Annotated in this window: 12 protein-coding genes; 5 read left to right on the top strand and 7 right to left on the bottom strand. The window is 62.3% G+C overall.

Going from position 1 to position 14013, the window contains the following annotated elements:
* Positions 1-73: 73 nt before the first annotated feature.
* Positions 74-1081: a methyltransferase gene (locus ACYQ00_RS05390; protein WP_460031140.1), complete on the bottom strand. Its 1008-nt coding sequence runs from the start codon at positions 1079-1081 to the stop codon at positions 74-76.
* A gap of 177 nt (positions 1082-1258) precedes the next feature.
* Positions 1259-3442 (bottom strand): glutamine synthetase III family protein, encoded by a 2184-nt coding sequence (locus ACYQ00_RS05385; protein ID WP_460031139.1) that lies wholly within the window; start codon positions 3440-3442, stop codon positions 1259-1261.
* A 1019-nt stretch (positions 3443-4461) separates the two neighbouring features.
* Between ACYQ00_RS05385 and motA the strand changes: the two genes are divergently transcribed.
* The 5 genes from motA (at position 4462) to ACYQ00_RS05360 (ending at position 9340) form a co-directional block, all read left to right on the top strand.
* Positions 4462-5319 (top strand): flagellar motor stator protein MotA, encoded by an 858-nt coding sequence (gene motA / locus ACYQ00_RS05380; RefSeq protein WP_460031138.1) that lies wholly within the window; start codon positions 4462-4464, stop codon positions 5317-5319.
* The gene (locus ACYQ00_RS05375; protein WP_460031137.1) at positions 5306-6052 is read left to right on the top strand and encodes a flagellar motor protein MotB; all 747 of its coding nucleotides are present in this window, start codon (positions 5306-5308) and stop codon (positions 6050-6052) included. The genes motA and ACYQ00_RS05375 overlap by 14 nt, the downstream gene beginning before the upstream one ends.
* A 93-nt stretch (positions 6053-6145) precedes the next feature.
* Positions 6146-6883, top strand: coding sequence for a hypothetical protein (locus ACYQ00_RS05370; protein ID WP_460031136.1), 738 nt, complete (start codon positions 6146-6148; stop codon positions 6881-6883).
* 10 nt (positions 6884-6893) lie between these two features.
* Complete coding sequence (locus ACYQ00_RS05365) at positions 6894-7748, top strand: DUF350 domain-containing protein (RefSeq protein WP_460031135.1); 855 nt, start codon at positions 6894-6896, stop codon at positions 7746-7748.
* Positions 7749-7777: 29 nt separating this feature from the next.
* The gene (locus ACYQ00_RS05360) at positions 7778-9340 is read left to right on the top strand and encodes a polyamine aminopropyltransferase (RefSeq protein ID WP_460031134.1); all 1563 of its coding nucleotides are present in this window, start codon (positions 7778-7780) and stop codon (positions 9338-9340) included.
* A 128-nt stretch (positions 9341-9468) separates the two neighbouring features.
* On the opposite strand, the gene ACYQ00_RS05355 is transcribed toward ACYQ00_RS05360, so the two are convergent.
* The 5 genes from ACYQ00_RS05355 to ACYQ00_RS05335 form a co-directional block, all read right to left on the bottom strand.
* Entirely contained in the window at positions 9469-10149 is a 681-nt protein-coding gene (locus tag ACYQ00_RS05355) for a queuosine precursor transporter (protein WP_460031133.1), read from the bottom strand.
* A 148-nt stretch (positions 10150-10297) separates the two neighbouring features.
* Positions 10298-10873, bottom strand: a complete 576-nt coding sequence (locus ACYQ00_RS05350; protein WP_460031132.1) for a DUF4178 domain-containing protein — start codon at positions 10871-10873, stop codon at positions 10298-10300.
* Positions 10874-10882: 9 nt separating this feature from the next.
* Positions 10883-11614, bottom strand: coding sequence for a PspA/IM30 family protein (locus ACYQ00_RS05345; RefSeq protein ID WP_460031131.1), 732 nt, complete (start codon positions 11612-11614; stop codon positions 10883-10885).
* A gap of 45 nt (positions 11615-11659) precedes the next feature.
* Entirely contained in the window at positions 11660-12073 is a 414-nt protein-coding gene (locus ACYQ00_RS05340) for a YbjN domain-containing protein (RefSeq protein ID WP_460031130.1), read from the bottom strand.
* Positions 12074-12145: 72 nt separating this feature from the next.
* Positions 12146-13987, bottom strand: a complete 1842-nt coding sequence (locus ACYQ00_RS05335) for a PAS domain-containing sensor histidine kinase (protein WP_460031129.1) — start codon at positions 13985-13987, stop codon at positions 12146-12148.
* Positions 13988-14013 lie beyond the last annotated feature (26 nt).

Raw genomic sequence — 14013 nt, 5'->3', positions numbered from 1 at the left:
TTCTTTCAGCAATGTTTCTCGGCCCATGCTTCCCCAGGCCTGGTATCCGCCAGAACGTGGCGCTGGCGTGGGATCATGCCCGTCGGCCGGCAACAATGCGGCCACATTCATGCGGCCCTGCGGGCTGGATGGTCATGCCGCTGAAGCCTGCCTCGTGCAACTGAAGGCACAACAGTGCGGGATCAATGAAGTGCGTGGCATAGCCGGCCATGCGGGTGGTGAATTCCAGCACCGTTGCGGACGATTGCGGCAAACCGCCTTCCAGGGACAAATGGTGTGCCACGAACCAGCCGCCAGGCCGCAACGCCGCATGGATTTGCTGCAAAAGATCAGCCAGATTCGGCATGAATGCGTACAAGACATGCGAGGCGAGGACCAGATCGTACCGGTCCGTGGGGAGGGGCGTGGTGCGGATGTCGCACGCAATGGCCTCCATGCGGTCCGAAAAGCCACGCCTCGCGATGCGCGCAGCGGCCATGGCGGCAACGTCCGGCAGATCAAAGAGTTCCGCACGCAATGCCGGGTTGCGCTCCAGCAGGGCCAGGGAGTACTCGCCATGGTTGCCGCCAATATCGCAACTCAGGCGCATGGTCGGGAATTCCGGCAAGCCTGCCACAAACGCGGTCACATCCTGCAGTGCGCCGAGTCTGGCGAACTGCAGCGTGCCTTCCATGCCATCCTCGCTGGACCAGCCTTCATCGGTATGCGAGCGGGCCGGGCGCTCTCCACGCAGCAAGGTTTCAAAATGCTGCAGCACATGGCTGTCGAAACGGTGCTGCAGAGCCATGGCTTTTCGCTGGGAAAAGGGAGCGTCCAGGGTGAGATGCTCCCTGGCCACCTGCGCCACCGTATAGCGCCCATCCTGAAATGCCAGCAGATCGGCCGCGGCAAGAAGCTCCAGCAGACCCTGGGTGGGGGCTGGTTGCCAGGAATGCTGCTGCGCAAGTTCCTCAGCATTGCGAGGGGTCTGCGCCAAGGCATCAAACAGACCAACAGCGCAACAACGTTGAACAATCTGATACGTAAAGCCTGCCGCGCGTAATCGTTCGATTTCCGCGAAATCACTCTTTGGTTTGTCCATGATATCCCTCATTGTAGATCTGAAGCAACAAAGATTTCCCTCACGATGAGACTGCGAATAACGATAATGAAAATCAAAGTCAACAAATAGGCATTAGAAATTACCGCCAGGTCAGGGCCAAAAAAAACGCCGCCCCGTGAGGAGCGGCGTTCGGAAGGCAGGTGCCAGGCAGTGCTGTTAGCGGATGAACAGCATTTCCTGGTAGCTGGGCAGGGCCCAGAGATCGTCGGCCACCAGGGCTTCGAGGGCGTCGGCAGCAGCGCGGACTTCGCCCATGGCCGGCAGGGCCTTGTCGCAGAAGAACTTGGCATGGCTGAGGGTATCGCCATTCTCATGGGCCAGGATCTTTTCGAGGGCCGCGGTCTTTTCGGTGAGGGTGATCAGGAGGTCGGACACTTCCTTGAGCACCGGGCTGGCAGCGCACACGACGCCGGAGGCCTTGTTGTTGGCGCAGGCAGAGGCCAGCTCGCCCTGGTAACGCATGGCGGCGGGGTAAATCACCGTCTTGGCCATGCGGACCATGAGATTGGCTTCGGTGGCGATGGTCTTGCAGTACTGTTCCAGGTAGATTTCCTGACGGGAGGCCAGCTCCGCGGCAGAAAGGATGTTGTACTTGCCGAAGAGTTCCACCACTTCAGGCTTGGTGAATTCGGGCAGGGCATCCGGGGTGGTGCGCAGGTTGGGCAGGCCGCGCTTTTCGGCTTCGGCGTGCCATTCTTCGGAGTAGCCGTTACCGTTGAAGACCACGGCGTCGTGATCCTTCATGATCTGCTGGAGCAGGGCCTGCACGGCGCTGTTGAGCTTCTTGGAGTCGCCGCCGATGGCCTTTTCCAGTTCCGTGGCAATGTAGTCCAGGGAGTCGGCCATCATGGCGTTCAGGGCCACCTGGGAGCCGGCGATGGACATGGAGGAGCCCACGGCGCGGAACTCGAAGCGGTTGCCGGTGAAGGCAAAGGGGGAGGTGCGGTTGCGGTCGCCGGCGTCCATGGGCAGGGGGGGCAGGGTGTCCACGCCCACGTGCATGGCGTCCTTCTTCTTGGAGCCGGTCAGCGCGCCCTTCTTGATCTGTTCAAACACGTCGGCCAGCTGTTCGCCCAGGTACACGGACATGATGGCCGGCGGGGCTTCGTTGGCGCCCAGGCGATGGTCGTTGGACGCGGAGGCCACAGTGGCGCGGAGCATGGCGCCGAACTTGTGCACGGCGCGGATGGCGGCGGCGCAGAAGACCAGGAACTGGGCGTTTTCATGCGGGGTGTCGCCTGGATCGAAGAGGCTGCCCAGTTCGGCGTTGCCGATGGAGTAGTTCAGGTGCTTCCCGGAGCCGTTGATGCCGGCAAAGGGCTTTTCGTGCAGCAGGCAGACCATGCCGTAGCGCTTGGCCACGCTGCGCAGGGTGGTCATGACCATCTGGTTGTGGTCAGTGGCCAGGTTGCCCTGTTCGTAAATGGGGGCGATTTCGAACTGGCTGGGGGCTACTTCATTATGGCGGGTCTTGACCGGGATGCCCAGCTTGAACAGTTCGCGTTCCACTTCCATCATGAAAGCCAGGACGCGGCGGGGAATGACGCCGAAGTACTGGTCTTCGAATTCCTGGCCCTTGGCCGGGGGCGCACCAAAGAGGGAGCGGCCGGCGATGAGCAGGTCGGGGCGGTTGAAGACGAAATTGCGGTCGATGAGGAAGTATTCCTGTTCAGGACCAGCAAAGCAGGTCACAGGCATCTTGGTCTGGGTGCCGAACAGCTTCAGCACGCGCTGGGCCTGGGTGTTCAGGGCCTGCAGGGAGCGCAGCAGCGGGGTCTTCTTGTCCAGGGCTTCACCGGTCCAGGAGACGAACGCGGTGGGAATGCACAGGAAGGTGCCGTTGGGATTTTCCAGGATGAACGCGGGGCTGGTCACGTCCCAGGCCGTGTAGCCGCGGGCTTCGAAGGTGGTGCGCAGGCCGCCGGAGGGGAAGCTGGAGGCGTCAGGCTCGCCCTGGATGAGCAGCTTGCCGCTGAATTCGGCAATGGCGCCACCCTTGCCGTCGGGCACCAGGAAGGCGTCGTGCTTTTCGGCAGTCAGGCCGGTCAGGGGGTAGAACACATGGGTGAAGTGGGTGGCGCCACGCTCGATGGCCCAATCCTTCATGGCATTGGCCACGGCGTCGGCCACGGTGGCGTCCAGCTTGACGCCATGCTCGATGGTCTTTTTCAGGGATTTGTACACGTTCTTGGGCAGGCGTTCGCGCATCACCTTGTCGCTGAACACGTTGCACCCGTACATTTCCGTGGGCTTGGTTTCGCTGAAGTTCAGCGGAGCGCTGGACGGCTTGTAATTGATAATGGCCGAGATTGCGTTCAGACGAGCCTGGATGCCGCTCATAGAATCCTCTTTAGCTTCGGTTATCCGGCGTGCAGGGCGTGTCTGCTGCCGAGTTGCGTTCAGTGGGGCTTGCATGAAGCCGCCGGAGGCTAAGGGCAATGCAAAAATGCCGCCAGTGGGGTTATCAGGTCCGGTCAACCCTGGACGGTGCCCAGTTCCAGGCAGTTAGCAACGGCCACCCCCGGGAAGCAAGCAGAATACAAGTCAAAAATTGACAATATTGTTTATTTGGATAACAAAATTGTCGCCGCCCGGGAAGTGGTCCGGAAATGACCGCAAGGCACCCTGCCTGCCGCTGCCCCTCCGGGCACTCTTCCAAGGAGACTGGCCTTGTGATACGGCCGCATCATGCAGGCACTTGCGCGAAACGTAGTGGCGGTTCTCCTCGGCCTGATCGGGGTCGTATGCGCCATCGAGAAAGGACACCCTGGCTTCGGCAATGGGGATGTGCTGCAGTTTTGCGAGGTTTCCACGCATGGTATTGCAGAAGACGGCGCAAGGTTTCCCCCGCGGGGCCAACTTTGCCCAAGTGAACGACCGCCAGCCGGAGCTGCCTGCGCGGATGCCCTGCCGCAGACATTGCAGCAATGGCAAACCCATGTTCTACCCGATGTGGACCGTGAGGACCGGGGCTCGCGCTCGGCGTTGCTCTGGGCACCAGGCAGCCTGCCAGATTCGCTCGCACTGACAACAACACCGCCATACAGGGGGATCTTTGCCGTCACGGCGCAGGGTTTCTCCCGCATGGCCCGCCCACCGCCTGCAGCATTGGCTTGATCCTGGAACAGGGCTTTACATTGCCTCGTCGCTCCGTGTTCATGAACAGGGAGCTGACGCATTTTTGTACGCCGGCAGATGGTGGAACACGGGCTGGATCAGAAACGGCGTATGCGGGTCTCGGGCCTGGCGGACACCAAGCCGCTCTTGCCGAACGTGCCGGAGGATGCCAGAAATCGGCGGATCAGCATTTTTGTCACAGCGACCACACAACGTTCTCAAACATCGGGGGATCAGTAGCGATGTTTGCCATCATTGGCGCGATTATTGTTCTGGGCTGCGTCATCGGCGGGTTTCTGCTTGAGGGCGGAACCCTGCACATTCTCATCCAACCCATTGAAATTTTGATTATTGGTGGTGCGGCTGTGGGTGCGTTTGTCATTTCCTCGCCCAAGTCCGTGCTCTTTGGCACCATCAAGGGGGCCATCAGGGTGCTCACTGCCAGGGAGCCGTCCAAAAACGACGGCCTGGATATTCTCACCTGCATGTTTGAACTGGCCAGCACGGCCAAGCGCGGTGGGATGGTGGCTGTGGAGCCGCTGGTGGCCAAGCCGGAGAGCTCGGCCCTGTTCGGCAAATACGATTTTGTGGCCAAGAATCATGAAGTGCGTGACTTCATTGCGGACAATTTCAAAGTGCTCCTGGCCGGAGCCTTGCCGTTTCACGTGTTTGACGGGTTCATGGATGTGGATGTGGAAACCCAGTCCCACCACGAAAAAGTCCCTTCTTCCGCGGTCACCAAGGTGGCGGATTCCCTGCCCGGTCTGGGCATTGTGGCTGCGGTGCTCGGTATCGTGCTGACCATGGGCAAGCTCAACGAGCCACCGGAAGTGCTGGGGCACTCCATTGGCGCGGCCCTGCTGGGTACCTTCCTGGGCGTGCTCCTGTGCTATGGCTTCGTGGGACCTATCGCCACGAACCTGGAGCATCAGGCCGAGCAGCAGGGAGCCCTGCTGGCGGCCATCAAGCAGGGCATGCTGGCTGTGGCCGAAGACCTGCCACCGTTCCTGGTGGCCGAAGCCACCCGCCGGGGCCTGCCCGGCGGGTGCCGCCCTTCCATGGAAGAAATGGAGGAGGCGTGCAAGCGTGTCCCCAAGTAAACCATCCTCGCTCATCCTCATCAAGCGTGTCAAAAAAGGGGGGCACGGCCACCACGGCGGCAGCTGGAAGGTGGCCTATGCCGATTTTGTCACCGCCATGATGGCCCTGTTTCTGCTGATGTGGCTGCTGCTGGCCTTGAATGCCAACCAAAAGGAACAGATCTCCTCCGTGTTTCGCGGGGAGCGGCCCAAATGGGTGGAAGATGGCAAGGGTGGCGCGGCCCTGACCTCTGGCAGCGAAACAGCGGCAGCGGCCGCAGCCAAGAACCTGCCCATGGTCCAGGTGGCTCTGGGGATCAAGGAACTGGTGGAACAGGACCCGGAACTGCAGAAGGTCAGCGGCATTTCCTCGGATGATGCCGGGGTGTATCTGCATGTGGATGCTCCGGCCCTGTTTGAGGACGGCGCCACGCGGCTCACCCCCCTGGCCCGGCAGACCCTGGAGCGCATTGCCACCTTTTTGCGTTCACACAACATTTCCCTGGCCGTGCGGGGCCACGCGAGCAAGACCGAACCCTCCGCACCCTTTGCCTCGCACTGGGAGCTTTCCGCCGCCCGGGCCGCCACCTGCACGGATTTTCTGAGCCAGCAGGGCGGGGTGGATCCGCAACGCCTCGTCGCCTCGGCCTATAGTGACAACAGACCCCTGGTGCCGGAAACCGCAGACAACGCCACGCGCAAAAACGCCCGCGTGGACTTCTACTACTTCGCCCACGACGTGCCAGGCCAATAACGCAGACGCCGCCTGGGCGGCCACGTTGCATCAAGTCGAGCACACTGCCCTGGCCGGGTTTGCAAACCGGCCGGGGCGTGCTATGCGGAAGGCATGCACACGTATCCATCGCCCCCGCCATTGCGTGCGCGCCTGTTGGCTCTGACGCTCTGCGCCCTGCTGCTCACAGGCGGGCTGGCCGGGTGTTCCGGATCCACCACTCCGCCAGATGGCTTGTCCTCCCTGGCCGTGGTGGAACAGGCCATGTCCGGCACCCCCAAATATTCCATCCTGGTGGCCGATGCCCGCGAGGAGGGCACCTTCTTCTCCTCCTATGCCGTGCAATATGGCATTGAGCGCGACGGCAATATCGGCCTGACCGACTGGTTCGAGGTGGACAGGGCGGAATACGACAAGCTCGCGCCCCTCAAGGGCATGACCATCCTCAGCTATGACGATGGGGTGCGCAATGCCACGGCGGCGCCTCCTGGCTTTCAGCACGTGGGCGATCCGGCCTATGGCACCTGGCAGAAGGACAGTTCCGGCAACAGCTTCTGGCAGTTCTACGGCCAGTACCGCCTGCTGAGCGATCTGATGGGTCTGGCCATGGGCGGCATGCTCTCCCGCAACGACTACGACGGCTACCGCCATAGCGGCAGGGTGCCGCCTCCCCCGCCGCCGTCTTCCTCCCGCTCCCGGCCCTCCACGTCCACCACCTCACGCGACGACTTCTTCAGCCGGCGCATGAAGCAGGAGGCTGCCAAGGATTCCACCTTCTCAAACCGAGTGGAACAGCGCATGGGCCGCAGCAACGTGGGCGTGCGCAGCCGCGGCGCCTCGCCGGGAAAATAGGAGGATATGGATGATTCTGGAACTGTTGGACGGCCTGCTGACCAGTCTGGTCTATATTTTGACCTCCTTCCTGCTGTTTTACGCCGGCAAGTGGGTGCATGACCTCATCCACACGGAATTCAGCCTGCCCGAGGAGCTGTTCGTCAAGGACAACCCGGCCATGGCCCTGAGCGTGGTGGGCTATTACGCCGGGCTGACCCTGGCCATTGGCGGCGCGCTGGTGGGCCCCAGCCATGGCCTCTGGCGCGACCTGTGGGACATTCTCGTGTACGGTGTGCTGGGCGTGGTGCTGCTGAACATCTCCTGGTACGCCTGCGATTTCTTTATCCTGCGCGGCTTCCGGGCCAGCGAGGAAATCCTGCGCGACCGCAACCAGGGCGCCGGCGCCGTGGCCGGAGCGGCCATGACCGCCTCGGGCTTCATCCTCTTTGGCAGCCTGCAGGGCGAAGGCGGCGGGATGTTCTCGGCCATCATCTTCTGGGCCCTGGGGCAGGCCCTGCTGGTGCTGGCCAGCTGGGTGTACGAGTGGATCACGCCCTACAGCGTCAGCAGGGAGATGGAGCGGGACAACGCCGCCGTGGGCGTGGCCGCTGCCGGGGCGCTCATCGGCATGGGCATGGTTATCGGTCTGGCTGCGGAAGAGGATTTCGTCTCCTGGGGCGAGAGCCTGCCGCACTATCTGGCTTACGCCATCATCGGGCTTGGCATGCTGCCGGCCGTACGCTGGCTGGCGGACAAGGTCCTTGTTCCCGGACATTGCCTGAGCCATGAGCTGACGGGGCAGGAGACGCCGAACATGGGCGCGGCCTATACCGAAGCCTTTGCCTACATCGCCGCCGCGGCCTTCATCAGCTGGTGTTCCTGATCCCTTCGCGGCCCTCGCGCATACTGGACATGCTGCGCCGGCCGGACGCCAGCCGCGTGCTCAAGTGGTGCATCTTTGCCACGGGGCTGGCCGGCATCGTGGCCGAGTACGTGCTTTCCACCCTGGCCACGTACCTTTTGGGCAACGCCGTGCTGCAATGGACCATGGTCATGAGCCTGATGCTCTTTGCCATGGGTCTGGGCAGCCGGCTGTCCCGGCGCATTGAATCCAACGTGCTGGACGCCTTCATCTTTGTGGAGTGCGCCCTGTCCCTGCTGTGCGCCGGCGCACCCATCCTGGCCTACGGGCTGGCGCCGTGGACGGAGCATCTTAACCTCGTGATTTACGGCCTGGGCATGAGCGTGGGCCTGCTCATCGGGCTGGAAATCCCCCTGGCCACCCGGGCCAACGAAACCTACGAGGTGCTGCGCGCCAATATCTCCGGCGTGATGGAGAATGACTATTACGGCGCACTCCTCGGCGGTCTGCTGTTCGCCTTCATCGGCCTGCCTTATCTGGGCCTGGCCTGGACCCCCCTGGCCCTGGGCACAGTCAACTGGCTGGTGGCGGGGATGTTCCTCTGGAAGTTCGGCCGCCTGCTGGACCATCCCGGCCCGGCGCGCCTGGCCTTCCTTGCCGCGGGGCTGGGGTTGGCGCTCATGGCCGGCCACGTGGACGGCGTGGTCCTGCACGGTGAGCAGGCCCGCTATAAGGATCCCGTGATCTACGCCGAACAGACGGCCTACCAGAAGATTGTCCTGACCCAGAACAAACAACATTATTGGCTGTTTCTCAACGGCCAGCTGCAGTTCTCCACCTTTGATGAGAAGCGCTACCACGAACCCCTGGTGCATCCGGCCTTGCTGCTGGGCGGCTCCATGCACGACTCGTTACGGGTTCTGATCCTTGGCGGAGGGGACGGGCTGGCCGTGCGTGAGGCCCTGCTGCATCCGAATGTTGCCGAAATCACCCTGTGCGATCTGGATCCGGCCATGACCCGCCTGGCCAGCGAGCATCCGGTCCTGCGGGCGGTGAACAGGGATTCCCTGCGCGATCCGCGGGTGCGCATCACCCATGGCGACGCCGCGACCTTTTTGCAGCAGGCCGGGGCCTCCTGGGACGTGATCATCGTCGATTTGCCTGACCCCGACTCCATGGACCTGATGCACTGTTATGACGTGGCCTTCTATCAGCTGGCCATGGAACGCCTGACGCCGGGCGGGACCCTGGTGACCCAGGCCACCAGCCCCATCTTTGCGCCGGACGCCTACCGTTGCATCGTCAAGACCATGCGCACTGCTGGTCTGGCCGTGCTGCCGTACCGCAATCAGGTGCCCAGCCTGGGTGAGTGGGGCTTCGTCCTTGCCCAGCGCAGCGCGGAAACCGACGAGACGACCCTCAAACGCCGCGTGCTCTCCCTGGATTTTGACGCCCTGCCCACCCAGCTCCTGAACCGCGAGGCCATGCTCTCCATGGCCAGCCTGGACAAGCAGCTCCTGGATCCCAGGGCCATGGCCGACATCGAACCCAACGACCGCATGAAGCCAGTCCTGCAGCATTACTACAGCCGCGGGGCCTGGATGATGTACTGAGGGAAGAAAGAGAAGAAAAAAAAGCAAGAGAGATGCGGGGGCATTGAGTTCCCCCGCGCCCCCTCGGGTTGGGGGCAGACGGCAAAGTAAGAAGGGCGGCGCGTTCACGAACGCGCCGCCCTGTGTCGTTAATTTTTCAGGATGAAGGGGTTGAAGTCGGTATCGCGGTCGTAGACGTCTTCATTTTCGGCGCGCTTGAGGAAGGCGACGATGCGGTACGTCAGCGGCGTGAAGAGCACTTCCACGGCGACCTTGAAGACGTAATTGGAAATGATGACTGCCCAGAGCAGATCCGTGGGCAGCACGCCCCAGAAGGCGATGAGGCAGAAGAGGGCCGTGTCCGCGCCCTCGCCAGCCACGGTGGAGCCGATGGTCCGCAGCCAGAGCTGGCGGCCGGCGGTCCAGATCTTCATCCGGGCCATGAGGTAGGCATTCACGAAGCCGCCGGCGAAGTAGGCGATGAAGCTGGCAATGACGATGCGCGGCGCCTGGCCGAGGATGGCTTCATACGCCGCCTGATTCCCCCAGTCCGAGGCCGCCGGCAGCAGCTGCACCACGGTGAGCAGGCCGGAGAGCAGGAACAGGGAGAAGAAGCCGGTCCAGATGACGCGGCGGCTGCGGGCGTAGCCGTACACTTCGGTGAGCACGTCTCCAAAGATATAGGTCAGCGGGAAGAGCAGGGTGCCGCCGTCAAAGGTGAAGGGACCAAGGACCACAATCTTGGTGGAGGCCACATTGGAAATGAGCAGCAGGGCCACGAACAGCCCGGTGATCAGATCCAGGTAGCCGTATTGACGCGAGGAGTTCATCGGCTTCTCGGAAGGGAAAAAATGAAAAAGAAATTAATGCCCTCCTTTGCGGCCTTCTGTCAAGGTTCCTTTTCGAGTCCCGCCCAACGAAGGCACAGGGGGGGCAGGGGGGATTATCCCCCCTGGTTCATGTTTTTCTCTTCTCTTCTCATTCTCCCGTTGTTCCCGGCAGCAGATTGGTGAACTGCCAGGCGTGGACCTCGTGGCCGGTGCAGGCTTCGAAGTCGTCCTCTCCCCACTGCTCAATGCACAGGAATCCCTCGCCGTTATCGGCCACATAGTGCCACTGGAGGAAAGGCTGTGCCGTGCCGACGCAGTCTTTGAAGTAATGGCCGCCGGCCATGTCTTCGAGGCGGTAGGTGCGGCCTTCGTGAGTGAGGGTGTCGGGAGGGTCCCCGGAATCGCGGATGCTGGCGCGGACGCGCTCGCACTGGGCCTGGCCCAGGGCCTGGAAGGGGAAGGTCTGCGAGAGGGACCAATAAGGCTCGTCGTCTTCTTCCAGTTCCAGGTAGCGCAGGCCGGCGCCGGATTCCAGCTGCCATTCTCGGGTACGGAAGTCCTTGAAGTCGTAGCAATTCACGGCCCTGACCTTCCAGGTGGCCAGATCGTGATCCACGAGGTCGCCGGGGAGGAGGTCCTTGAGGGTCAAGTCGGTCCGGGCGGGGGCGCGGTTGCGGCCCGAATTGCCTCCCAAGGTGCCGAGGATGCGGGAGAAGAGGCTCATGCGATTCCTTTAGGCAGAAGGAAGTTCCTTTTGGGGCGGCGGCAGCATGCCCATCTTGCGTTTGAGGTCGTCCAGGCTCTGGACAATGGTGGGATTGGTTCCGGCCAGGGCGGCATTGATTTCGTCGTCCACGTGTTTGTCCAGGTGAGCCATGTCGCCGTAGGCTTCGGCCAGGGCTTCGTCCTGCTCCACCTTCTGCTTCATCTTTTCGAGCATGGAGATGGTGCCGGAGGTGTCGATGCGGGCGAGCTGCTGGTTGATTTTTTTGGTGGCCTGAGCGGTGGTGGCGCGGGCCTTCAGGGTGCGCAGATCGTTTTCGTAGCTCTGCACCTGACCCTTGATTTTATTCACATTGGCCTGCAGCTGCCCGGCCATCTGCTCATGGCGTCCGGCCTCGTGGGCCAGACGCACGGCTTCGGCGGCGTGGGTTTCCTTTTCCTGCAGGGCCTGGGCGGCCAGCCGCTCGGCCTCGGCCTGGGGGATGGCGCCGGCCTGCATGCGCTGCAGGAGGAGAATGGCCTTTTTTTCGTAATCCGCGGCGCGCAGGGCGGCCTCGTCAGCCTCGCGACGGGTGCGCAGGGCCAACGCCTTGACCTCGGCCAGACTCTGCATGGCCTGCTGCAGGTCCTGTTTGAGGTCGCGAATGCCTTGCTCGGTCATCTTGATGGGGTCTTCCAGGCGGTCCACCACAGCGTGGGCCTCGGACTGGCCGACCTTGAACAAGCGGCGGAAAATGGACATGGATTCGTACTCCTTGCAGATCCTGAACGGATGCTGGACGGCCGATCAGGCCTTGATGAAAGACAACAGTTCGGCGGAGAACTCGGCCAGAGCCAGGGAGAGCGACTGAACGCTCGCTTCCAGCTCGTTTCGATCCAAAGAGGCCAGCTGCAGCGTATCGCGATACAGCAGGGTGTTTGAGGCTGCGTCCAGGCAGAAGGCGCCGTGCAGCAGTTCCCGGTTCATCTGCAGCAGGCGGGTGCAGCAGGCGGGCGTGCAGCCGGCATAGGGCATGATGGCCTGCTCGATGACCAGGATGTCATCTTCGCAGTCGATAATCATGTGCTTGATGCCGTCTTCTTCCTTGTCCACGACAAAGAGTTGTTCGGCAGGATCTTCCTGCACAATGGAGACACCCATGTCCAGGAGGAACTCCTTGACGGTGAGAAAAGCGTTTGATGTGTAAACGGCCTGGGGCATGTGCTGCTCCTGAAAGATGAGAGGGATGAGGAATCGGATACTGCTGTGGCAAGCGTACCACAAGGGCAGCGCTCAGGGAAGGGTGATGGGCAGATCCAGATAGAAGGTGGAGCCGCGGCCTTCCTCGCTTTCCACCCACAGGCGGCCGCCCATGAGGGTCAGCAGTTTGTGGGAGATGGCCAGCCCCAGGCCCGCGCCGCCAAGTTTTTTGGTCATCACGCTTTCGGCCAGCGCGAAGGATTCGAAGATATGTTCCTGCTTGGCTGGGGAGATGCCAATGCCACTGTCGCGGACTTCGATGCGCAAGGGGACGGTGGTGGCCGGGTCCAGCTCTGGGAAGGCCTCTTGCGCACAGTGGACCCGGATGGAAATCTCCCCGGATTCCGTAAACTTGAGCGCATTCCAAAAGATGTTGGAAAGGGCCTGCTGCAGGCGCTGCATGTCCAGCACCACTTCGGAGGGCACGTTTTCCTCAATGAGCCAGGAGAACTGCAGGTGCTTCCACTGCGCCTGCACGCCAAAAAGCTTGAAGAGCGATTCCAGTGCCCGGCGCAGGTTGCACGGCAGGGCCGTGATGGGGAGGCGGCCTTCGTCCAGGCTGGAGAGGTCGAGAATGTCGTTCAAAATGCGCAGCAGGTTGGTGGTGGAACTGCGGACCATGCCCAGGAGTTCCTGCTGGTCCGGGGTCAGATCCTCGGCCAGGAGCAGCTCGGTGGCGCCCATGATGCCGTTGAGGGGAGTGCGCAGCTCGTGGCTGATGTTGGCCAGAAAACGGGTTTTGGCCAGGCTGGCCTGCTCGGCCTGCTGCTTGGCGCGCTCCAGCTGGCGCTGGTGCCGCTTGTGCTGGGTGATGTCCGTGAACATGCAGATCAGCCCGCGGGGCTGGTTGTCGTTGCCGCGGAAGGCAGCCTTTTCGATGACCAGATCCCGGGTGTCCCCATCTGCGTGCATGATGCGGCCTTCCCAGTGCTGGCTGCAGCCGGTGGCCAGGACGCTGTGATCGTGCCGGTCGATTTCCTCCGCAGTCTCCGGGTCCAGGATGGCGTGGGCGCTGCGTCCGATAATCTGGGTGATGGGTCGGCCGATAAAATCGGCAAAGGCCTGGTTGCAGTTGAGATACTGCAATGAGGCGTCCTTGATGTACAACGGAAACGGCACGGCCTGGACCAGGGCTTCCATAAACCGGAGCTGGTCCTGCAATTCGCGGTCCGCCTTGATGCGATTGGTAATGTCCACGCCGACTTCCCAGCCGTCCCAGCCGGGGATGGGGCACTGCCGGGAGATGTTCGTCCAGGCAAAGGTCCGCTCGGTGCCGTCCGCACAGCGCAGCAGGAGTTCCTTGTCCCGGTAGTCGCTGCCGGAATCGTGCACCTCCTGGTACTTTTCCAGGGGATCCGGGTAGGTGGAATACATCCAGGACACGCCGGGAAAGTCGCCGCTGAGCATTTGCTCGGCCGTGAAGCCGATGACCCGTTCACACTCCTTGTTCCAGAAGACGTAGCGGCCGTCTTTGTCGTGGGCATGGATGAGCAGGGGCAAGGAATCCACCAGCAGCATCAGCCTGCGGCCATGATCAGAGAGCGCGGCCTCGGTGGCGATGCGGTGCAGCTGTTCCCTGGCGCAGGCCAGCCGCTGCTCAAAGCCGGTGGCGATGAGCCCGGCGATGCTGCGGGCCAGGGCCAGATGCGCTGCAGAAAGAGACTCGGCCTGGCAAAACAGCCGGCAGGGAACCTCGCCATCCACAGGAATATCCACGGCAACACCCGGAAGCGGCGAGGCGGGCGCCTCAGTGGCATCCTCCAGAGTCCACTCGCTGCCAGTGACAGCGCCAAGAGAGGCGAGCAGCTCAGCGAGCAGTGCATCGTCTATAAAGGCAAGACTTAATGGAGCTGTAGCCCTGTTGCAGGGATGCATGGCGGAAATCCTTGGGCGCAACGTGG

The sequence above is a fragment of the Megalodesulfovibrio paquesii genome, assembly GCF_054653055.1.
This window is presented reverse-complemented; position numbering and strand designations above follow the sequence as displayed.